Annotated in this window: 17 protein-coding genes; 4 read left to right on the top strand and 13 right to left on the bottom strand. The window is 71.4% G+C overall.

Annotated features, from left to right (window positions below; all coding sequences use genetic code 11):
• Positions 1-96: 96 nt before the first annotated feature.
• Together FHS07_RS08125 and FHS07_RS08120 are read right to left on the bottom strand one after the other, a co-directional pair.
• Positions 97-1353: an alpha-hydroxy acid oxidase gene (locus FHS07_RS08125; RefSeq protein ID WP_183419318.1), complete on the bottom strand. Its 1257-nt coding sequence runs from the start codon at positions 1351-1353 to the stop codon at positions 97-99.
• 184 nt (positions 1354-1537) lie between these two features.
• Positions 1538-3010, bottom strand: coding sequence for an MDR family MFS transporter (locus FHS07_RS08120; RefSeq protein ID WP_183419317.1), 1473 nt, complete (start codon positions 3008-3010; stop codon positions 1538-1540).
• Positions 3011-3093: 83 nt separating this feature from the next.
• Between FHS07_RS08120 and FHS07_RS08115 the strand changes: the two genes are divergently transcribed.
• Positions 3094-3714 carry a TetR/AcrR family transcriptional regulator gene (locus FHS07_RS08115; protein WP_183419316.1) on the top strand — a complete coding sequence of 207 codons (621 nt, stop codon included), beginning with the start codon at positions 3094-3096 and terminating at the stop codon, positions 3712-3714.
• A gap of 7 nt (positions 3715-3721) precedes the next feature.
• Here FHS07_RS08115 and FHS07_RS08110 read toward each other — a convergent pair whose 3' ends face one another.
• The 3 genes from FHS07_RS08110 to FHS07_RS08100 are packed head-to-tail and all read right to left on the bottom strand — an operon-like array spanning position 3722 to position 7205.
• Entirely contained in the window at positions 3722-4567 is an 846-nt protein-coding gene (locus tag FHS07_RS08110) for a transglutaminase N-terminal domain-containing protein (protein ID WP_183419315.1), read from the bottom strand.
• Positions 4564-5496 carry an alpha-E domain-containing protein gene (locus FHS07_RS08105; protein ID WP_183419314.1) on the bottom strand — a complete coding sequence of 311 codons (933 nt, stop codon included), beginning with the start codon at positions 5494-5496 and terminating at the stop codon, positions 4564-4566. The genes FHS07_RS08110 and FHS07_RS08105 overlap by 4 nt, the downstream gene beginning before the upstream one ends.
• Positions 5490-7205, bottom strand: a complete 1716-nt coding sequence (locus FHS07_RS08100) for a circularly permuted type 2 ATP-grasp protein (RefSeq protein ID WP_246383152.1) — start codon at positions 7203-7205, stop codon at positions 5490-5492. The genes FHS07_RS08105 and FHS07_RS08100 overlap by 7 nt, the downstream gene beginning before the upstream one ends.
• Positions 7206-7320: 115 nt before the next feature.
• On the opposite strand from FHS07_RS08100, the gene FHS07_RS08095 reads away from it, so the two are divergent.
• Positions 7321-8544: an ATP-grasp domain-containing protein gene (locus tag FHS07_RS08095; protein WP_183419313.1), complete on the top strand. Its 1224-nt coding sequence runs from the start codon at positions 7321-7323 to the stop codon at positions 8542-8544.
• A 133-nt stretch (positions 8545-8677) separates the two neighbouring features.
• On the opposite strand, the gene FHS07_RS08090 is transcribed toward FHS07_RS08095, so the two are convergent.
• The 4 genes from FHS07_RS08090 to FHS07_RS08075 form a co-directional block, all read right to left on the bottom strand.
• Positions 8678-9859 carry a zinc-dependent alcohol dehydrogenase gene (locus tag FHS07_RS08090; protein WP_183419312.1) on the bottom strand — a complete coding sequence of 394 codons (1182 nt, stop codon included), beginning with the start codon at positions 9857-9859 and terminating at the stop codon, positions 8678-8680.
• Between the two features lie 85 nt (positions 9860-9944).
• Positions 9945-10664: a glycosyltransferase gene (locus FHS07_RS08085; RefSeq protein ID WP_183419311.1), complete on the bottom strand. Its 720-nt coding sequence runs from the start codon at positions 10662-10664 to the stop codon at positions 9945-9947.
• Positions 10661-12028, bottom strand: coding sequence for a bifunctional PIG-L family deacetylase/class I SAM-dependent methyltransferase (locus FHS07_RS08080; RefSeq protein ID WP_183419310.1), 1368 nt, complete (start codon positions 12026-12028; stop codon positions 10661-10663). Before FHS07_RS08080 ends, FHS07_RS08085 begins: the two co-directional genes overlap by 4 nt.
• Positions 12022-13068, bottom strand: a complete 1047-nt coding sequence (locus FHS07_RS08075) for an acyl-CoA dehydrogenase family protein (RefSeq protein WP_343054645.1) — start codon at positions 13066-13068, stop codon at positions 12022-12024. The genes FHS07_RS08080 and FHS07_RS08075 overlap by 7 nt, the downstream gene beginning before the upstream one ends.
• Positions 13069-13577: 509 nt before the next feature.
• Between FHS07_RS08075 and FHS07_RS08070 the strand changes: the two genes are divergently transcribed.
• The gene (locus tag FHS07_RS08070; RefSeq protein WP_183419309.1) at positions 13578-14024 is read left to right on the top strand and encodes a hypothetical protein; all 447 of its coding nucleotides are present in this window, start codon (positions 13578-13580) and stop codon (positions 14022-14024) included.
• Positions 14025-14111: 87 nt separating this feature from the next.
• On the opposite strand, the gene FHS07_RS08065 is transcribed toward FHS07_RS08070, so the two are convergent.
• A complete protein-coding gene (locus FHS07_RS08065) occupies positions 14112-15278 on the bottom strand; it encodes an alpha/beta fold hydrolase (protein WP_183419308.1) in 1167 nt (388 codons plus the stop codon).
• 114 nt (positions 15279-15392) lie between these two features.
• Between FHS07_RS08065 and FHS07_RS08060 the strand changes: the two genes are divergently transcribed.
• On the top strand, positions 15393-16934 hold the full coding sequence (locus tag FHS07_RS08060) for a molybdopterin-dependent oxidoreductase (protein ID WP_183419307.1): 1542 nt from the start codon (positions 15393-15395) through the stop codon (positions 16932-16934).
• 82 nt (positions 16935-17016) lie between these two features.
• Here the strand turns inward: FHS07_RS08060 and rocD are convergent, their stop codons facing one another.
• The 3 genes from rocD to FHS07_RS08045 form a co-directional block, all read right to left on the bottom strand.
• The gene (rocD, locus tag FHS07_RS08055; RefSeq protein ID WP_183419306.1) at positions 17017-18234 is read right to left on the bottom strand and encodes an ornithine--oxo-acid transaminase; all 1218 of its coding nucleotides are present in this window, start codon (positions 18232-18234) and stop codon (positions 17017-17019) included.
• Complete coding sequence (gene ddaH, locus FHS07_RS08050) at positions 18231-19115, bottom strand: dimethylargininase (RefSeq protein ID WP_183419305.1); 885 nt, start codon at positions 19113-19115, stop codon at positions 18231-18233. Before ddaH ends, rocD begins: the two co-directional genes overlap by 4 nt.
• A gap of 302 nt (positions 19116-19417) precedes the next feature.
• Positions 19418-20377, bottom strand: coding sequence for a carbohydrate kinase family protein (locus tag FHS07_RS08045; protein WP_183419304.1), 960 nt, complete (start codon positions 20375-20377; stop codon positions 19418-19420).
• Positions 20378-20532 lie beyond the last annotated feature (155 nt).

Raw genomic sequence — 20532 nt, 5'->3', positions numbered from 1 at the left:
AGCCGCGCTCAGGCTCCGCGATGTGCACCCCGTGGGGGAGGCCACGATCGCGCGGAGGCTGAGCGCGTCGCAGCAGTCGCGAACTCCTGCGGAGCCTCAGACCCGCGCGTCGGCCGCCTGCAGGTCCACCGGCACCAGGCGCGTGAGCTGCGTCACGTGCCGCGGCTCGAGTTCCGCGAGCGACGACACGCCGAGCAGCGTCATCGTGCGTTCGATCTCGCTGCGCAGGATGGCGATCGTGCGATCGACGCCCTGACGCCCGCCGGCCATCAGGCCGTACAGGTAGGCCCGACCGATGAGGGTGAACTTCGCGCCGAGGGCGACGGATGCCACGATGTCGGCGCCGTTCATGATGCCGGTGTCGATCATGACGGTCGCGTCCTTCCCGACCTCGCGCACGACTTTCGGCAGGAGGTGGAAGGGGATGGGCGCACGGTCGAGCTGACGGCCGCCGTGGTTCGAGAGCACGAGGCCGTCGACGCCGAGGTCCACCAGGCGCGCCGCGTCGGCGACGTTCTGCACGCCTTTCACGACGAGCTTGCCGGGCCACATGCCCCGGATGACATCGAGGTCGTCGTAACCGATGGTGGGATCCATCGCGGCGTTCACCAGTTCGCCGACGGTGCCGCCCGTGGTGCTGAGCGAGGCGAACTCGAGCTTCGGCGTGGTGAGGAAGTCGTACCACCACCACGGACGCGGGAGCGCGTCGACGATGGTGCCCAGCGTCAACTGCGGCGGGATCGAGAAGCCGTTGCGCTTGTCGCGAAGCCGGGCGCCGGCGATGGGAGTGTCGACGGTGAACATGAGCGTGTCGAACCCGGCCGCGGCGGCCCGCTCGACCAGGCCGTACGAGATCTCTCGCTGTCGCATGACGTACAGCTGGAACCAGTTTCGCCCGACGGGGTTGGCGGCCTTCACACCCTCGATCGACGTCGTCCCCAGGGTCGACAGAGTGAACGGGATGCCGGCGGCGGCCGCCGCGGACGCTCCCGCTGACTCCCCCTCGGTCTGCATCAGCCGCGCGAATCCGGTCGGCGCGATGCCGAACGGTAGCGCTGAGGGTCCGCCGAGGATCTCGCAGGAGGTGTCGACGTCGGCCGCCGGCCGCAGGATGTCGGGATGGAACTCGACGTCCTCGAATGCGCGGCGCGCGCGGTCCAGCGACAGTTCGGCCTCGGCCGCACCGTCGGTGTAGTCGAACGCGGCCTTGGGCGTGCGACGCTTGGCGATTGCGCGGAGGTCGGCGATGGTCAACGCCGCGTCGAGGCGGCGGGTGCGGGCATCGAACTCGGGCTTCTTGAACTGCATGAGCTCGAGGAGCTCGCCGACTTTGGGGAGCTGGCGGTGAACCATGGGGGTTGCCTCTTCTGTGTGGTCTGACCACATCGTACGCCCTCCGTGGGCGTGTCCAGAAGGGATTCAGGAACCCGGGTCTCCTCCCGCCATGGAGCGGAACCGGCGGCAACGCCCCCACCCCACCGCCCACGGGCGAGGGCGTCGACGGGGGCGCCGTAGCGCGGCGACCCCGCCGACCTCCTCAGTGCGCCGGCATCGCCTCGGGGGCATCGACCTGCTTCGGGGAGCGCACGAACGCCGCCAGCACGATGACGGCGACCGACAGGCACGCCGCGACGAAGAAGGCCGAATGGATGCCGGACGCCGTGGCATCCACCGTCGATGCGCCCTCGTTCGCCGCCGCCGTCGCGGCACCCACCGTCATGAGCGTCACGAACACCGCCGTGCCGGCCGCACCCGCGAGCTGCTGGACGGTCGAGACGATCGCGGAGCCGTGCGGGTAGAGCGCACGCGGGAGCGAACCGAGAGCCGAGGTCATCAGCGGGGTGAGCATGAACGCGAGCCCCAGACTCAGCACGCAGTGCACGGCGATGACGAAACCGATCGGCGTCGACACCGAGAGCGTGGCGAACCCCCACAGCGCGGCACTCGCCACGACCGCGCCCGGCAGCACGAGCGGACGCGCGCCGAAGCGATCGAAGAGGTTTCCGACGAGGGGGGCCATCAGGCCCATGAGCAGGCCGCCGGGCAGCAGCATCAGACCGGTGGGCAGGGTTCCGAGGCCGAGCACGTTCTGCAGGTACAGCGGCAGCAGAATGAGCACGCCGAAGAGCGTCGTCATGGCGACCACGACGAGGATCACGGCGACGGTGAAGGCGGAGTGGCGGAAGACCGCGAGGTTCAACAGCACGCGGTCGGTGGAACCGAGGCGCAGCTGACGCACGACGAAGGCCGCGAGCGCGACGGCCCCCACCACGAGCGGGATCCAGACCGGAACGATCGCGTGACCGTCGGCCGCCTCGCCGATGCTGGAGAGACCGAAGATGATGCCGCCGAACGCCAGGGCCGAGAGCACCACCGACGGGACGTCGAGGGTCACGCGGCGGGTCTCGGTGAGGTTCTTCACCCAGCGGGCGCCCAGCGCGATCGCGACCAGGGCGATCGGCACCATGACGATGAACATGGCCCGCCAGGGGAAGACCGACAGGATCAGCCCCGAGACGGTGGGACCCACGGCCGGCGCCACCGAGATGACGATCGAGATGAGGCCCATCATGCGTCCGCGCCGGTGGGCGGGAACGACGTTGAGCACGGTCGTGAACAGCAGCGGGATCATGATCGCCGTGCCGGACGCCTGCACGATGCGGCCGAGGAGCAGCACGCCGAAGCCGGGGGCGACGGCCGCGATCACCGTTCCGAGCGTGAACAGCCCCATCGCCGCGAAGAAGAGCGCGCGCAGCGGGAACCGCTGGATGAGGAACCCCGTGACAGGAATGACGACGGCCATGGTGAGCAGGAACGCCGTGGTGAGCCACTGCGCGGTGGCGGCGGTGATGTCGAGTTCGCGCATGAGCTCGGGCAGCGCCACGCCCATGATCGTCTCGTTGAGGATGACGACGAAGGCGGCGACGACGAGCAGCGCGATGACGGCGCCCGGACGCACGGCGGCCTTTGCGGGCGGGGCGGCGGTGGGGACGGTTCCGGTGGCGACCATGGACGACCAATCTGAACGGATGGTGAGCAGTTAATGACATTGTGGCAGTGACTGCCAATAAGACATGGACTACTGTAGCCGACATGGAGACCGCAGCGGCACCCCTCGGCGAGGCACTGCGCGACCGCCGACGACGCGAGACGACGCTCGAGATCTGCGAGGCCGCCCTCGACCTGTTCGAGGAGAAGGGCGTCGCGCGCACGACCGTCGACGAGATCGCCGCCCGCGCGGGCGTCTCGGCCCGCACCTTCTTCCGCCTCGCGGGCACGAAGGAGGACGCCGTCTTCATCGACGACGAACGCTTCGTCGCCGCCTTCGCGGAGATCGGCGCCGACGGCGACGACATCGCCGCCCTCACTCAGGCGCTGCGCGAGGTCTTCGCTCGCGAACTCGACCGCCTGCACGCCGACGCGCACGCGCGCGCGCGATTCCTTCGCGTCCGGCGCTTGATCGGTCACGAACCGACGCTGCTCGGCGCGGCCATCCGGCGTGAAGCGACCTCGTCCGACCTGTTCGTCCCCGGGATCGCCGCGCGCATCGGCCTCAGCGAGCTCGATGTACGCGCGGCGATCGGTCTCGCGGCCCTCGAGATGCGCACCGCCCTCGACGAGTGGGCGCGCCGCGCCGACCGCGGGGAGGAGGCGAACCTCCCCGCCCTCCACCGCGAGATCCAGACCGTGCTGGGGGCGGCGGCGGCCGACTGACCCCGACTCAGGTCTCGCGCGTGATCGTGACCTTCACCTTGAGGTTGCTGCGACCGGGACCGGCGTAGACGCCCCGGAGCGGCGGCACGTCGTTGTAGTCGCGTCCGCGGCCGACGAGGACGTGACGATCGCCGATCTCGATGTTGTTCGTGGGGTCGAAGCCCTGCCAGTCACCCGCGAACCATTCCACCCACGCGTGGGACTCCCCCGTCACCGCCTCGCCGACCTCGGCGGACGGCTTCGGGTGCAGGTAGCCCGAGACGTAGCGGGCCGGGATGCCGACCTCGCGGAGCGCCCCGATCGCGATGTGCGCGATGTCCTGGCAGACGCCCTTACGGGCCTCCCACGCGTCGATGGCCGTCGACGTGACGGCCGTGACGCCCTGCATGTAGTCGATGGCGTCACCGACGGCTTCCGCGATGGCGTGGGCAGCGGGACCCGGACGCTCGTGCTGCGCCGCGATGGACCGCGCCAACGCCGCGACCTCGGGATGCGGGGTCGTGCGACGTGTCTGCGTGAGCTGCTCGACGGTCGAGATGGATCGATCGGCCTCGGCGGCGAGCTGCTCCCAGGTGATGTCGGCGTGCTCGATCGGACGCGGACGCACCTCGATGAGCGAGCGCGCCGTGATCGTGAGCGCCGAGTGCGGCGACAGCACGTCGAAGGCCGCGACCCGCGTGCCGAAATAGTCGACGTACTGGTTGACCGAGGTCGACGGCTCGATGTCGAGCGACGAGCTCAGCACGAACTGACTGTCGGTCGAGTGCGGCAGCATCCGGGCCTCGTTGTAGGACGCGGAGACGTCGCCCGGGTAGATGAACCCGGTCTGGTGCTCGATACGAAGACGTTTCACGAGATCTCCCCGATCCAGCTCGGCTCGGCCTGCGTCGGGAAGAACCGCGAGCGGATCGCCTCCGACGCCTCCCGCGTGACCGTCTGCACGCGCTGCATGTGCTCGGGCAACTCCGACAGGATCTCGCTGATGGGCCGGTACTCGAGGTCGTTGCGAATCTGCCCGAGAGCGCGCAGCACGGTGTTGGAGTGGCCGACGCGGTCGGCGCGCGGGTCGATGGCGCTCATGCAATCCTCGGCCCGCTGGATCGAGAAGATGATCGAGCGGGGGAACAGGCGGTCGAGCAACAGGAACTCGGCCGCGTTGCGGGCACTCGGCATCCCCCGATACGTGCGCAGGTACGCCTCGTAGGCGCCGCACGAGCGCAGGATCGTCGTCCACGACGGACCCGACACCTCGGTCAGCGACCGCGTGGCCAGCAGCCGCGCCGTCATGTCGGTGCGCTCGATGCTGCGGCCGAGGGTGAAGAACTGCCACGCCTCGTCGCGGTTGGTGGACGAGTCGACGATGCCGATGGCCAGGGCCGCACGCTCGCGCGTCCACTGGAAGAACTCGTGCACCTTCTCGGTCTGCAACCGTCGCGGCATCCGGGAGTTCGTGGTGTTGAGGGTCTCCCAGAGCTCGGTGGAGACGATCTCGCGTGCACGGCGGGCGTTCTCGCGCGCCGCGGTGAGCGAGTACGCGATGCTCGACGGGTTCATCCGGTCGACGGCGAGCCGGGCGAGCACGTCGTCGCGGCGCACGGTGTCGATGTTCTCCGGCCAGGCCGAGCCCATCACGCTCAGCAGCGAACGGCACGCGGTGTCCTCGTCGATCCAGGGGTCTTCGAGCAGGAGCTGGAGGTGCACGTCGAGGATGCGCGCCGTGCCGTCGCTGCGCTCTATGTAGCGCCCGATCCAGAAGAGGCTCTCTGCAATGCGGCTCAGCATCCCGGCTCCTCCCGCGTCTGCTGCTGCTGCTCCGCCTGCGGGCCGTGCTGCACACCGGCGTCCTGCTGCTGCTGCTCCTGCTGGTCGCGGCCGGGCCGCTGGTCACGCGGCGAGGTCGCCGGGGCGGGCTGGCCGTCGTAGATGATGGGGATCGACTCGGTCACCGCCGCCTGGTCGGCAACGAGCCCCGACACACCGTTGCCCTGGCCGTACTCGACGTGCGAGGGAGCGGAACCGCCGACGACCCACGTGTCCTTCGACCCGCCGCCCTGGCTGGAGTTCACCACGAGCTGCCCCTCGGGGAGGGCGACGCGGGTGAGACCGCCCGGCAGCACCCAGATGTCGTCGCCGTCGTTCACGGCGAACGGACGCAGATCCGCGTGCCGCGGCCGCATCCCGTCTTCCACCAACGTCGGGATGGTCGAGAGCATCACCACGGGCTGGGCGATCCAGCCGCGTGGATCGGCTTTCAGGCGCTTGCGCAGCGCGTCGAGTTCGGAGGGCGAGGCGTCGGGGCCCACGACGAGGCCCTTGCCGCCGGAGCCGTCGACGGGCTTCACCACCAGTTCCGGCAGGCGGTCGAGCACCTCTTCGAGCGCGCCCGGATCTTCGAGGCGCCAGGTGTCGACGTTCTTCAGGATCGGCTCCTCGGCGAGGTAGTACCGGATCAGTTCGGGCACGTACGTGTAAAGCAGTTTGTCGTCGGCCACCCCGTTGCCGACGGCGTTGGCGATCGTGACGTTGCCCAGGCGCGCGGCGAGCATGAGGCCGGGAGCGCCCAGCATCGAGTCGGCGCGGAACTGCAGCGGGTCGAGGAAGTCGTCGTCGACGCGGCGGTAGATGACGTCGACGCGCTGCGGCCCGCGGGTGGTGCGCATGAACACCTTGCCGCCGATGCTCAACAGGTCGCGCCCCTCGACCAGCTCGACGCCCATCAGGCGCGCGAGCAGCGTGTGCTCGAAGTACGCCGAGTTGTAGACGCCCGGGGTGAGCACGACGATGTTCGGATCGTCGATGCCGGGCGGGGCCGAGGCGCGCAGGGCCGCGAGCAGCTTGTTGGGGTAGTCGCCCACGGGGCGCACGCGCATCGACACGAAGAGTTCGGGCAGGGTCTGCGCCATCACCCGGCGGTTCGAGATCACGTACGAGACGCCGGAGGGCACGCGCACGTTGTCTTCGAGCACACGCATCTCACCGTGCTCGTCGCGGATGAGGTCGATGCCCGACACCTGGATGCGCACGCCGTTGGCGCTGCGGATGCCGGCGGCCTGACGGTAGAAGTACTGCGACGACGAGATGAGACCGGCGGGCAGGATGCCGTCGCGCACGCAGTGCTGATTGCCGTAGGCGTCGTCGAGGAAGGCCTCGAGCGCCCGGACGCGCTGCTTCACGCCTGCCTCGATGCGCGACCACTCGTCATAGGCGATGACCCGGGGCACGGCATCGAGCGGGAACGGCCGCTCCTCGCCCGCGAAGTCGAACGTCACGCCCTGAGCCAGGTACGAACTCGCCAACGACTCGGTGCGGCCGCGCAGCTCCTCCTGGGTCATCTGCGCGAGCGCTTGGTACAGCTCCCGGTACGCCTCGCGAGAGGGAGCGGCGTCGCCGGCCGTGGCCGGGGCACCGAACATCTCGTCGTACGCCGGGATGCCGGATGCGGTCTTGCGCGGCGCCAGCGTGGAGCCGTAACCGTCGAACAGGTCACCCATGCCAAGACTCTACTCAGCACCGTGTTGCCGACACGTTTCCCCGACGACGATGTCGGTGTGTCGGGCTGTGGATAGAGTGACGCCAACCTCCGCCGCCACGATCAAGGGTGCTTCCATGCGCGTGCTCGTCACCAGTTCCCGCAACACCTTCGCCCTGGATCTGATCCGCAAGCTCGGGAGCGTGGGGCACACGGTCTTCGCCGCGGACACGTACGACGGAGCGGTCGGCAGCCATTCGCGATTCCTCGCGGGGCACCTGACGACCCCGTCACCGCGCTTCGAGACCGACGCTTTCATCGCGACCATCAGCGCCTACGTCGAGGAGCACGACATCGAGGTCGTCATCCCGACCTTCGAGGAGGTCTTCTACCTCGCCGCCCGTGCGGCCGACCTGCCCCCGGGGGTGCGCCTGTACGCCGGAAGCTTCGGCGACCTCGCGCGCCTGCATGACAAGGCGAGCTTCCAGCGCCTCGCCCAGGGTGCCGGTGTGCCCATCCCCGAGACGGTCGTCGTGACCTCGCCCGACGAGCTGCGCACCGCCATCGCCGACTTCCCCCGGTACTTCGCCCGCGCGGCCTTCTCGCGCGGCGGCGTGGGTCTGTTGACCAACACGGGCCCTCTCGCGGGCAAGGTACCCGTCGAGGACTGCGTGCCGACCCCCGAGCAGCCGTGGCTCGTGCAGCCGTTCGTCGACGGCCCCATGGTCTGCACCTACAGCGTGGTGGTCGACGGCACGGTGCAGGCGCACACGACCTACCGGGCGGCCGAGCAGTGGGCGCACTCCACCGCGATCGCGTTTGTCGCCGTCGACAGCACCGACACCCTGCGCTACACGCAGCAGCTCGTCGCCGCCCTCGACCCGGGCTTCACGGGTCAGATCTCGTTCGACTTCGTCGACCACGGCACCGAGGCCGCCCCCGACTACAAGATCATCGAGTGCAACCCGCGCCCCACCAACGGCGTCATCCTGCTCGAGGCCGACGACGTGGCCAAGGCGATCCAGGGCGAGCTCGCCGAGCCGGTGGTCGCCATACCCGGTACCGAGAGGCAGATCACCCTCGCCGTGATCGCCGACGCGTTCACCGAGCCGCTGTCGCACCTGCCGAAGACCCTGCACGATCTGCTGCACGTGCGCGACGTCGGAGCCGGGTGGTGGGATGACGCCGCGATGCTCTGGAGCCCCGCGACGATCGCGCACGGAGCGAAGATCTCGCACGGCGACCGCAAAGAGGTGCTCGCCGCCCTCGGCGACGACATCGTATGGAACGGCGAGCCGATCGAGGGCATGAGCGAGACGGATGCCGCTGCGCTGGAGGCCGTGCACGCCGGACGCGTCTAACACCGCGGCATCCCCCGCATCTCTGTGGCGAGCGTCCAGAACACGCCGCACCGGCTCGGAGAGTGCGGCGTGTCCTGGACACTCGACGGCAGCGGCCGGCTCCACGTTGCGCGCGGGGCCGGCGGGGAGCGCGTCAGGTGCCGGGGCGCAGGACGACCTTGATGCAGCCGTCCTCCTTCTTCTGGAACGTCTCGTACAGGCCGGGGGCGTCTTCGAGCGGCGCGTGGTGGGTGACCAGATCCATGACGCCCAGCGGGTCGGCGGGGTCCTCGACGAGCGGGAGCAGATCGTCGATCCACCGCTTGACGTTGCACTGGCCCATGCGGAAGTTCAGCTGCTTGTCGAACATCGTCTTCATGGGCAGCACGTCTGCCTCGCCGGCATACACCCCGCTGAGCGACACGGTGCCCCCGCGGCGCACGAGGTCGATCGAGGCGTAGACGGCGGCGAGCCGGTCGAGCCCCGCCTTGTCCATGAGTTTCTGCGCGAGGGCGTCGGGGAGCAGCCCGACGGCGCTCTGCGCGAGGGCGATGCCGCGGTTGCCATGGGCCTCCATGCCGACGGCATCCACCACCGCATCGGCTCCACGGCCCTCGGTGAGGTCGACGAGCTCGTCGACGACCGTATCGGTGAGGTCGTAGGTGAGGACGCCGTGGCGCTCGGCCATCGCGCGGCGCTCCGGCTCGGGCTCGATGGCGAGCACGCGGTAGCCGAGGTGCACGCCGATGCGGGCGGCGAACTGACCGACCGGGCCGAGTCCCATCACCGCGAGCGTTCCCCCCTCGGGGACGCTCGCGTACTGCACGCCCTGCCACGCGGTCGGGACGATGTCGCTGAGGAAGAGGTAGCGGTCGTCGGGCAGGTCGTCGCCGACGCGGATGTGGTTGTAGTCGGCCAACGGCACGCGCAGGTACTCGGCCTGGCCGCCCGGCACCTGGCCGTAGAGCTTGGTGTAGCCGAAGAGTGCGGCACCGCTGCCGTACTCGCGCACCTGGGTCGTCTCGCACTGCGACTGCAGGCCGCGGCGGCACATGAAGCAATGCCCGCACGAGATGTTGAAGGGGACGACGATGCGGTCGCCCACCGCGAGGTTCGTCACGGCGGAGCCGACCTCGACCACGACGCCCATCGGCTCGTGCCCGAGCACGTCGCCCTTGTCGATAAACGGGCCGAACAGCTCGTACAGGTGCAGGTCGGAGCCGCAGATCGCCGTCGAGGTGATCTTCACGATGGCATCCGTCGGTTCGAGGATCTCGGGATCGGGTACCTCCTCGACGCTCACGTTGCGCTTGCCCTGCCAGGTCAGTGCCTTCATGTCGTGCCTCTCGTTCCGGGGACGCCCAGTGTGCGCCCCGAGGCGGCGGCGCGCCGAGGTGGTTGACGAGCCCCCGGTCGATGCGTCAGGCCCCGGGCGCGGCCAGCGAGGGAGCGTCGATCCAGGCGTGCACGCGCGCGAGGAACGCGGCGTATCCGGCGGGGGTGCGCCCGACGAGGCGGCCCGACGTCTCGACTTCGTGGACGTCGCTCGCGCGCTCGGTCGCACCGATCTCCCGGGCCGCGCGCACGAGGGCGACATCTTCGTGCGCGGCCAGATCCGGGATGCCACCGGCCTCGAGATACGTGCTCGCTCGAACGCCGAGATTGGCACCGTGGACGTTGCCGCGCGGGTGGCCGCGGTGGTGCGTCGCGCGCCAGTACGCGACGTGCCGGGCGCTGAGGTCGGCGAAGTCGGGGCGCACGGTTCCGAGGACGAGGTCGACGCCGACGTCGGCGAGATCGAGCTGATGGCTGATCCAGTCCGCGGGGACGACCGTGTCGGCATCCGTCATCGCGATCCAGGTGTCGTGCGGGCTCGCATCCAGCGTCGACAGGGCGTGCGCGACGCCGGTCCGACGGGCGGCGCCGACCCGGCGGGCGCTGATCTCGACGGCCTCGACCGGCCATCGTCCCACCTGCAGTCCGGTGCCGTCGGTGCACGCGTCGAGCACGACGACCACGACCGCGGCGAGGTCGGGGGTGCGCTCGCGCGCGTGCGACACCGCCCTCCCGACCGATGACAGACACCGCCCGATCAGGTCTTCTTCGTCGTGCGCGGGGATGACGACCGCCACCGCTCTCACGGCGCGAGCCCCGCCTCGGTCGCCACCGACCGCGCCCCGGGGCGCGCGAACACCTCGAGCACGAAGTCTTCTTCCTCGTGCCGGACCAGGCGCACCAGGTCGGCTCGTTCGGCGAGCGCATCGTGGACGCTGTCACCGGTGCGGGGGTACTCCGCGACCGGATGCCGCCAGTGGCAGGCCACGAGGTGACCGTCGGCGCTCAGTGAGGCGACGGCGGCGGTGAGCCCGCGATCCAGGTCGGCCCCCGCCCAGTAGTAGGCCACCTCCGACAGCACCACGAGGTCGAACTCGCCCGCGGGCCAGTCGTCGGGGAGGGTACCGCGGCGCAGCTCGACGTTCGCGTCGTCCGGCATCCGTCGGCGAGCGCGGTCGAGGGCGGCGGCGGCGAGGTCGACGGCGAGTACGCGATCGCTCCGGCCGGCCAGCTCCACCGTGAGCGCGCCCGTCGAGCAGCCCGCCTCGAACGTGGCCCGGTACCGGCGCCGCGGGAGGGCGGCGAGCAGCACGGCGCGCTTGCGCTCCTCGTACCAGCGCGAATCGAAGCCCCACGGATCGTCGTGCCGGGCGTAGATATCGTCGAAATACGCCTGGCCGACGGTGGATTCCGGGGCGGGCGCGGGCGCGGGCGCGAAGAACACCTCGGCATCCCGCTCGAAGTGCGCACGCATGAGCGCGTGCACCATCGGCTCGTCGCCGGGCGCCGGCGACAACGGCTGGAGCTGACTGGCGTGGACGTCGAGGGCGCGGGTCTTGGCATCCCGAATCTCCGCGTCGAGCACGAGACGCTCGGCGGCGTCCCACGGCACGTCGTCAGGTCCGCCCCAGTGCCACAACCAGATCGGGAACGCGCGCGAGCGTACGCCGCGGGCCCCGCACACCTCCTCGACGATCTCGCCGACGACGCGGTGGTCGCGGTGCCCGTCTCCGATCCAGGGCGACAGCACCAGCACGCGGTCGGAACCGGCCCGGTCGAGAGCGTCGCCGAGAGCTGTGGCGATGGCATCCCGATACTCGTCGGTCCCCCCGTCGGGGAGGCCGAGGAACAGCGGTTCGGCGCTGAGCCCGAGCGTCTCCACGGCGGAGCGCAACTCGCGACGGCGCAGCAGCGCGAGCGTGGCCGGTGAGTGCGTGGGCGAGGCGGGGTGCGACCGTTCGCCGTCGGTCACGACGATCAGCTCGACCCGGATGCCGCGAACGGCGGCCGTGGCCAGGATGCCCGCCGCCCCGAGGGTCTCGTCGTCGGGGTGCGCGGCGACGACGATCAGACGGTCGATGTCGAAGTCGAGCGCGGGGAGATCGCGGCGGAGGGCGGCGGTCCAGACGCCTTCGTCGGTACCCGGATCGCGGTGGTCGAAGCTCACCATGCTGCCCCTCCCCGTGCCACGTCGCCGCCGATCCTCGCGAGGTCGCGGTCGCCGTGGTGCTGCCGCACGTACACCTGCAGGTCGGAAACCCGCCGCGCGTGCGCCTCGTCGGCGACGAGGGGCGAGGGACCCAGGGCGTGGGCGGCCTGGGAGATCGTCGTCTCGACCGCGTCGGCCACGACGGTGCGCGCGCGGGCGGCGCGGAGTCCCTCGGATGCCGTGCCCCCGGCGTCGAACGCCCGCGCGGTCTCGACGAGCACGGCGCGGGCGGCCCAGAGAGCCGTGTCGGCTCGGCCGAGGTGCACGCGCGAGACCTGATCCGCGCGGTCTCTTGCGGCGGCGGCGGCGAGCGCTCCGCGCAGGGGCATCGCCCCGCCCCACCAGCACGCCGCGACCCCCACCCCGCCGTGGGCGAAGCCGGGCCGACGCAGATACCACCCGGCATCGCCCACCGGCACGGCTCGGGCACCCGCGACGTCGATTGGCGCGCTGACGACGCGGTCGAGTCCGCGGGCGTGCCACGGGCCCGGGCGCGCCGTCACGGTTGCGTCGCGCAGGTCGAGCGCGAAGAGCTGTCGTCGCTCATCGTCGATCCAGGCCGTGACGAGTGCGCGGTCGAGGTCGGCGGCGAGCGAGCACCACGGCTTGGTCCCGTGCAGCGTCCAGGTACCCGCGTCGAGTCGCGCCTCGAGCCGCATGCCCGGACCCTCGGCGGCGAAGACACCCCAGGTACCGGTCGCGTCGACCTCGATCGCGAAGCCCGACGCGGCGGCCTCGCCGAGGATGGTGAGCGCGTCGAGGTGCGGCTCGAGCACGCGGGCGGCGGCGACGTCGCGTGCCGCCACCGACGCGAGCAGCTCCCACGTCGCCGCGACCGAGGCCGGCCGGGCGATGTCCACCACCCACGCGAGGGTGGCGACGATGTCCGTGCCGAGGCCGTCGACGGCATCCGCCCGCTCCAGGGCGACACGAACGCCCGCGAGGCCGGGGGTGTCGTCGGGCACGAGGAGCGGGAAGGGGGGATGGTCGCCGTCGGTCACGTCGCCAGGATCCGCGCGCGCGCGTGTTTCGGGCAGATCCTTGACACCGACGTCCGGTCCCGACATGGGGCGGTCCGCACGGTCGCCGCATGGTACGGTCGGCGCAGGACGAGCCGGATTCGCCAGATGCGCGCTGTTCCGTCCTTCATGTGACACGGCGACGTTCTGATCTTCGCCCGCTCGAACCCGAACGGTGACCTTTCGTCGCCGAGAAGATCACCGTCATGCCGCCGCCATCGGCAGATCCACGGCGCCGATGGCCGGTGTTCTCGATCAAGACGCCCGCCTCGATCCTCGACACCCGATCACCACACTCATCACGGTTCTCCGACACCGCGAGTACGCGCATCCGGAGAACGTCACGGGGCGTCCAGCTGCTCGGCATCGCTCCCACCGGCACACTGCCGCAACCGGTCGAACGAACCGGCGGGATACGTCCGCACTCCCGGGAGCAGCCAGAACCCCCACGGACGCATCAGCTCGCGCGCCGACCGAACGGAGAGGCAGACATGACCGAGACGACCCCGGTGGAGGGTCCGGCGGGAGAAGCTGTGCCGGCTGTCGCACCGGCCGTGAGCCGGTCCGTCGTGTCCGACCCTGACGCCTCGGCGCGCACACCCGTCCACCCGCAAGAGGGTGTCCGCAGACGCGACCGGCGCGCGAATTCCACGCGCGTGGACGAAGCGACGCTGCTCCGCGTCGCAGCGTCGGTCCCCTTCGGAATCGCGGCGATCCTCTGCGCGGGCGCCGAATGGTGGTTCGCGACCGCCGCCATCGGCGTGACGGCGGTCGCGCTCCTCATCTCGACGTTCCGTGCCGCCGCGGCCGTCGTGCTCGTCGTCGGTGCAGCGCTCGTGATGCGGGCGATGGTGGCGTTCTTCTCGAAGCATGAGGGCCTGGCACGGGATCGATCGGATCGGGCGCACGGCTCACCGCGACGGCGACGGCGACGGTAGACGTCAGGCCAGGCGTCGCACGACGAGTGGGAGCGGCGCGCTGCGGGCGGGATGCCGCCGCGGGAATGACGTCTCAGCCCGGCCGGCTCATCGTGCCCGCACGCGGCGGCGCAGCACCGCGTCGAGATGCGCGACGTGCAGCAGCAGTCGAGGGAACGACGCCGACACCCCCTTTCGCGGCAACCGGTCGAGGGCCGCCTCGTCGCCGTGAAGCAGCGCCTGCTGCCCCCGCACGAGCCGCCGCGCCACGTTCAGCAGAGCGAGGGGGTGGGTGTCGAGGGCACTGTGTCCGTTGCGGATGCGAACCAGCGTGGCATCCGGAGCCGACGCCGCCACCCGCTCGGCGACCGCCGGAGGCGTGCGCAGATCCCGGTCGCCCGAGAGCACCACGAGCGGAAAGTCGAACGAGCCCACTGCCTCGACGAGATCGTACGGCTCACGGTCGAACGCCGGGAAGCCGGGCGCGAGCGGCAGGTACGTCGACGCCGGGTCGAGCGGGTGGCCGTCGGGCGTGCCGGCGTAGCCCAGCTCGCGGAACGCGATCGTTCCGACCAGATCGAATTCGTAGATCCCGGGGATGCGCGGAAGTCCCCCATCGCGCGTGGCGTAGGCACCGAGCGCACGCCACGTGAGGCCGGGCCGATGCCGCAGGAGCGGACGGACGAGGTCGGGGCCGCCCAGCTCGTACGCCGCGCGCACGATGTCGAGCACGACGCGCGGTGTGACGCCTCCCGCGATGAGGCGCCTCACACCGCGGGACATGTCGTCGTCGGCATCCCAGAACAGCTCCCGCAGGCGCACACGCTCCAGGCCGACGTCGCGGGTGGACTGCAGAGCCGAGTCGAGCAGCATGGATCTCACGCGCTCCGGATGCCGCACCCCGAACGCCATCGAGAGGTAGCTGCCGTACGAGGAACCGACGACCACCGCGCGGTCGATCCCCTCCGCGTCGAGCACGGCCGCGAGGTCGTCGAGCACCGCGGTGATGCGCATCGCCTCGGGCGGCAGGGGCCGGCCGTCGAGATCACGGCGTGAGCGGCCGACACCGCGGTGCTCGACCATGACCACGTCGAGGCCGCCGCTCGCCGCCCACCGCCGGAGACCCCGATACGGCAGCACCGACGCGAGCCCCGGTCCTCCCGGGATGACCAGCACGGGCGTCGCCCCCCGGGGACCTGAGCGCACGTACCCGAGATCGAACGCCGGCGCCCCTCCGGCCGCGGGGCGGCGGAGGGACCGCAGGATCTCGGGCATGCCAGCACGCTACTCGCGTGCGGGGGCAGCAGGGCGGGGGGCACGGGGTTCCGGTTGGCTGTGAGTTCTGACGCGGACGGCCCCGGCCGGGCCCGGCATCCATAGGCTCCGTTCGTGCCCTCCGCCTCCGTTCGAACCCGCGACCTGCCTGCCGCCGTCGCCGCCGTCGGCGCGACCGCCCTCGGCGCCGGGCTCGGCGAACTCGTCGCGGCCCTCGTCGCCCCCACCGCGAGCCCTTTCGCGGTCATCGGCGGCGGAATGATCGACATCGCCCCCGCGTGGGCGAAGAACCTCGCCATCAGCCTCTTCGGCACCGGCGACAAGGCGGCGCTCCTCGTCGGCATCGCGGTACTGCTGCTCGCGGTGGCGGGTGCGGCCGGAGTGCTCGAGTGGCACCGGCCCCCGTGGGGCCGCGTGGTCCTCGGCGCGCTGGGTGTCGTGGGCGCGATCGTGGCGCTGACCCGCTCCGACGCGGGCATGCTGTCGCCCGTACCCTCGATCGTCGCGGCCGGCGTGGCCTCGGCGGCGACGGCGTGGCTCATCGGACGCCTGCGTCGAGGGCCGCGCTCCGGGCTCGCGGCCGACGAGGGACTGACCCGCCGGAGCGTGCTCGCGCTCTCGGGCATCGCGGTCGCGGCCGGGGCGCTCGCCGCCGCCGGCTCGTTCGCGCTGAGCTCCGGCGCTCGCGCGGTGAGCGCCGTGCGCGCGGCCCTGCGCCTTCCGACACCGACGACGACGACGGACGTGCCGGCGGCGGCGGAACTCGGCATCGACGGCCTCTCGCCGGTCATCACCCCCACGGCCGACTTCTACCGCATCGACACCGCCCTCGTCGTGCCCCAGGTCGACCCCGCCGACTGGACCCTGCGCGTGCACGGACTCGTCGAACAGGAGGTCGTGCTGCGCTGGGACGACCTGCTCGACCTCGCCCCGAAGGAGACCGTCGCCACCTTGACCTGCGTCTCGAACGAGGTGGGCGGGTCGCTCATCGGAACCGCCCGCTGGCTCGGCGTGCCGCTGCGGGAGGTTCTCGCCCGCGCACGGCCGACCGCCGAGGCCGACATGGTGCTGTCGCGCTCGATCGACGGGTTCACGGCATCCAGTCCTCTCGAAGCACTCACCGACGACCGTGACGCGCTCCTCGCCATCGGCATGAACGGCGAGCCACTGCCGATCGAGCACGGCTTCCCGGTGCGCATGGTCGTCCCGGGCCTGTACGGGTATGTCTCCGCCACCAAATGGGTGACCGAGCTCGAGGTCACCCGCTACGACCGGGCCGAGGGGTACTGGACCCCGCGCGGCTGGTCGGAGCGCGGCCCCGTGAAACTCCAGTCGCGCATCGACGTCCCGCGGGCCGGCGCCCGCGTCGAGGCGGGCGCCGCCGTGATCGCGGGCGTCGCCTGGCAGACCCACGTGGGCGTGTCCGGGGTCGAGGTGCAGATCGACGACGGGGCGTGGCAACCGGCGACCCTCGCCGCGGCCATCTCGGCCGACACCTGGGTGCAGTGGAGCCTGGCGTGGGAGGCGACGAGCGGCTCGCACACCGTGCGCTGCCGCGCCATATCGGCCGACGGTCAGACGCAGACCGACGCGCCGGCGCCGCCCGCCCCCGACGGCGCGACGGGATGGCACGAGCTCACCGTGACGGTGGCCTGACCGCCGTCGCGCCGGGGCGTGAGGGGTCGGTTCCTGTCGCCGAGCGTGGGCGGAAGCGACAGGTACTGACCCCTCACTCCGCTCAGGCCGACAGCACGTGCCGGAGCTGTTCGACCGCCCAGTCCAGCTCGGTCGCACGGATCGTCAGCGGAGGGGCGATGCGGATCGTCTGGCCGTGCGTGTCCTTCACGAGCACCCCGCGCGTCAGCAGCTTCTCGGCGACCTCGCGGCCGGTGCCGTAGGCGGGGTCGATGTCGACTCCGGCCCACAGTCCGGCGATGCGCACGGCGGTCACGCCGTGGCCGATGAGCGCCTGCAGTGCGGGCTCGAGGTGCACTCCCAGCGCCTTCGCCCGGGTCTGGAATTCTCCGGATGCCAGCATCTCGACCACGCGCAGACCCACGGCCGCGGCCAGAGGGTTGCCGCCGAACGTCGAGCCGTGCTCACCGGCGCGGATGACGCCGAGCACGTCCTCGTTCGCCACGACGGCCGACAGCGGGAGGATGCCGCCGCCGAGCGCCTTGCCGAGGAGGTACACGTCGGGCACGACGCCCTCGCGATCGCACGCGAACGTCTCGCCCACGCGGCCGAGGCCCGACTGGATCTCGTCGGCGATGAAGAGCACGTCGTTCTGCGTGCAGATCTCGCGCACCCGCTGCAGGAACCCCTCGGGGGGCAGGACGACCCCGGCCTCGCCCTGGATGGGCTCGAGCAGCACCGCGGCGGTGTTCTCGTCGATCGCCGCGGCGATGGCATCCGCATCTCCGTACGGCACGTGCACGAAACCGGGCGCGTAGGGACCGAAGTCGTCGTGGGCTGCGGGGTCGTCGCTGAAACCGACGATCGTCGTCGTGCGCCCGTGGAAGTTGCCGTTCGCGACGATGATGGTCGCCGCGTCGGCGGCGATGCCCTTCGTGCGGTAACCCCAGGCGCGCGCGACCTTGATCCCGGTCTCGACGGCCTCGGCACCGGTGTTCATCGGCAGCACCATGTCTTTGCCGCACAGCTGCGACAGCGCCGTGGCGAACGGGCCGAGACGGTCGTTGTGGTACGCCCGGCTGGTCAGCGTCACACGAGCGAGCTGCTCGCGGGCGGCGGCGAGGATCGCGGGGTGCCCGTGGCCGAAGTTCAACGCCGAGTACGCCGACAGCAGGTCGAGGTAGCGCTTGCCCTCGACGTCGGTGACCCACACGCCCTCGGCCCGCGAGACGATGACCGGCAGCGGGTGGTAGTTGTGGGCGAGGTGGGCGCCCTCTTCGGCGATGAGGCGCTCGCCGAGCGCGTCGACGGTGGTACTCATCGGGCACCGCCGCGGAGCTCGAGCGTGCAGCATTTGATGCCGCCGCCGCCGAGCAGCAGCTCCGACAGGTCGACCATCACGGGGGTGTATCCGCGCTCGCGCAGCTGCGCCTCGAAGCCCACGGCACGGGGCGAGATGATGACGTTCTTGCCGTCGCTGGCGGAGTTGAGACCGAAGACGGAGCCGTCGCTGTCGGACACGCGGATGGCGTCCGGGTAGCGCTCGCGCAGGATCGCCTGACTGCGCTCATCGAACGCGGTGGGCAGGTAGGCGATGTTGGCCTTCTCGACGCCGCCGGGGCCCTCGACCGGGTCGAGCACGGCGATCGCCGTGTCGAGGTGGTAGAAGCGCGGGTCGACGAGCGTCAGGGAGACGACCTCGCGCGCGAACACCTCGCCCACCTCGCGGTGGCTGTCACCGGTCGAGCGGAAGCCCGTGCCGGCGAGGATGGTGTCGCCCACGAGCAGGAAATCGCCCTCGCCCTCGTTGACCTCGACCGGTTCGGCGACCTCGAAGCCGGACGCTGCGAACCAGTCGATGAACGCCGGCGCCTCGGCCGCGCGCTCACGGAAGCGGAACTTCGGACCGTACGCGACACCGTCGATGACGAAGCCGCCGTTGGCGGTGTAGACCATGTCGGGCAGACCCTCGACCGGGTCGATCAGTTCGATCTCGTGCCCGAGCGAGGTGTACGTGTCGTACAACGACTGCCACTGCTGCAGGGCGAGGTTCGTGTCGGTGGGGCGCGAGGGCTCCATCCACGGGTTGATGCTGTAGCTCACCGTGAAGTGCACGGGCCGGCACATCAGGTACCGGCGGTGCTGCTGCACGCGCTCGGTGGAGGTGGCCTCGGCGGTGGTGGCGGTAGGGGTGGCGGACATCTGTGCTCCTCGGAGAAAGGTGCGGCGGACGCTGTCCTGGGGCCCGGTGGCCCTTCGAACCCGGCGGCGCCGTGGCGCCGTGCGGGGAAAGGTCGGTCCGAGCACGCCGTGGCCATTCTGCCACGCGTGCGCGCGCGGACGCGAGTGGGCGCTCACGCGGCACACCCTCAGCGATCCGCACGAAGTCAGCGGCATCCAGCCCGATTCGACCGGGATCGCGCGAATCGCGGAGCTTCCGCACGCGCCCGCCCGACCGCCGACACGACCTCAGCGATCCGCGCCTCCGCGCGCCGGATGCCGCCTCACACGGCGCCGCGAACGCCCTCCGCCCGCAGCCGCGCCACGTCGGCCGCCGAGTGCAGCCCCGCGTCGGAGCCCAGGCCCGTGGCGACGAGGCTGCCGCACGCGAGCCCGCGCTCCGCGGCCTCGGCGACGTCGGCGCCGCTCACCAGACCCTCGATGAACCCGGCGCTGAACGCGTCACCGCAGCCCGTCGTGTCCACCACGTCGACGGAATATGCCGCCCGTCGCACATCGCGGGATTCGCGGGTGCTGATGCTGACCCCCGCCGCGCCGCGGGTGATCACGAGGGTTCCGACGCCGGCACCCAGATAGAACGTGATCGCCTCGTCGAGCGTCGCCGCCCCGGCGAACGAGAGGGCGTCCTCCTCGCTGGGGAAGAGGTAGTCGACGAAGGGCAGGCACGGCAGCACGGCATCGCGATCGCCGGCGCCGCCGGTGGGGATGAAGTCCATCGTCGTCACCACCCCGGCGTCGCGGGCGCGGCGCAGCAGGTCCACGCTGGGCGCGCCGTCGATGCCCGGCAGCAGGCAGGTGCCACCGAGGTGGAGCACCGCGACATCGCTCATATCGATGGATGCCAGGTCCTCCGGCGCGATCGCCGCGTTGGACCCGATGACGTGCAGCGCCGGACGGCTCCCGTCACGGCGGATGGGCAGCATCGTCGCGGAGGTGGGCCGCTCGCGGCGCACGGCGAGGCCGGTCACGTCGACCCCCTCGTCGGCCATCGTGGAGCGCAGAAACACGCCCAGTGCGTCGGCGCCGACGGCGCCCACCGTCGCCACGGGAACGCCGAGGCGTGCGAGGTCGACGGCGGTCGCGGCGGCGGTGCCGGCCACGGTCAGGCGGATCTCGTCCAGCAGCGCGAGACCCTGCCCGGGCGGGATGGCGTCGACGTAACGACCGAGCACGTCGGCGACATGGAGGCCGACGGTGACGACGCGACGAGCGGGGTGCGACATGGATCTCCTGCGGTGAGGGCGGGCCGGTACGGGACCGGCGGTTCGAGAGGGCGGTGTTCGGTCGGGGCGCGGGACGGGCCGCTGCGGGAACGGGCGAAGCATACTGAGCGGCTCACCCGCGATGACTTCATTTCACCGTGTGACGCTCGAGTCGA

The organism is Microbacterium proteolyticum, from assembly GCF_014192415.1.
GTDB classification, from domain to species: Bacteria; Actinomycetota; Actinomycetes; order Actinomycetales; family Microbacteriaceae; genus Microbacterium; species Microbacterium proteolyticum.
This window is presented reverse-complemented; position numbering and strand designations above follow the sequence as displayed.

Excerpts from the sequence above, each read along its gene's own strand:
- FHS07_RS08125 (WP_183419318.1), bottom strand. The coding sequence starts at position 1,353 with ATGGTTCACCGCCAGCTCCCCAAAGTCGGCGAGCTCCTCGAGCTCATG.
- FHS07_RS08120 (WP_183419317.1), bottom strand. The coding sequence starts at position 3,010 with ATGGTCGCCACCGGAACCGTCCCCACCGCCGCCCCGCCCGCAAAGGCC.
- FHS07_RS08115 (WP_183419316.1), top strand. The coding sequence starts at position 3,094 with ATGGAGACCGCAGCGGCACCCCTCGGCGAGGCACTGCGCGACCGCCGA.
- FHS07_RS08105 (WP_183419314.1), bottom strand. The coding sequence starts at position 5,496 with ATGCTGAGCCGCATTGCAGAGAGCCTCTTCTGGATCGGGCGCTACATA.
- FHS07_RS08100 (WP_246383152.1), bottom strand. The coding sequence starts at position 7,205 with ATGGGTGACCTGTTCGACGGTTACGGCTCCACGCTGGCGCCGCGCAAG.
- FHS07_RS08095 (WP_183419313.1), top strand. The coding sequence starts at position 7,321 with ATGCGCGTGCTCGTCACCAGTTCCCGCAACACCTTCGCCCTGGATCTG.
- FHS07_RS08090 (WP_183419312.1), bottom strand. The coding sequence starts at position 9,859 with ATGAAGGCACTGACCTGGCAGGGCAAGCGCAACGTGAGCGTCGAGGAG.
- FHS07_RS08080 (WP_183419310.1), bottom strand. The coding sequence starts at position 12,028 with ATGGTGAGCTTCGACCACCGCGATCCGGGTACCGACGAAGGCGTCTGG.
- FHS07_RS08070 (WP_183419309.1), top strand. The coding sequence starts at position 13,578 with ATGACCGAGACGACCCCGGTGGAGGGTCCGGCGGGAGAAGCTGTGCCG.
- FHS07_RS08065 (WP_183419308.1), bottom strand. The coding sequence starts at position 15,278 with ATGCCCGAGATCCTGCGGTCCCTCCGCCGCCCCGCGGCCGGAGGGGCG.
- rocD (WP_183419306.1), bottom strand. The coding sequence starts at position 18,234 with ATGAGTACCACCGTCGACGCGCTCGGCGAGCGCCTCATCGCCGAAGAG.
- ddaH (WP_183419305.1), bottom strand. The coding sequence starts at position 19,115 with ATGTCCGCCACCCCTACCGCCACCACCGCCGAGGCCACCTCCACCGAG.
- FHS07_RS08045 (WP_183419304.1), bottom strand. The coding sequence starts at position 20,377 with ATGTCGCACCCCGCTCGTCGCGTCGTCACCGTCGGCCTCCATGTCGCC.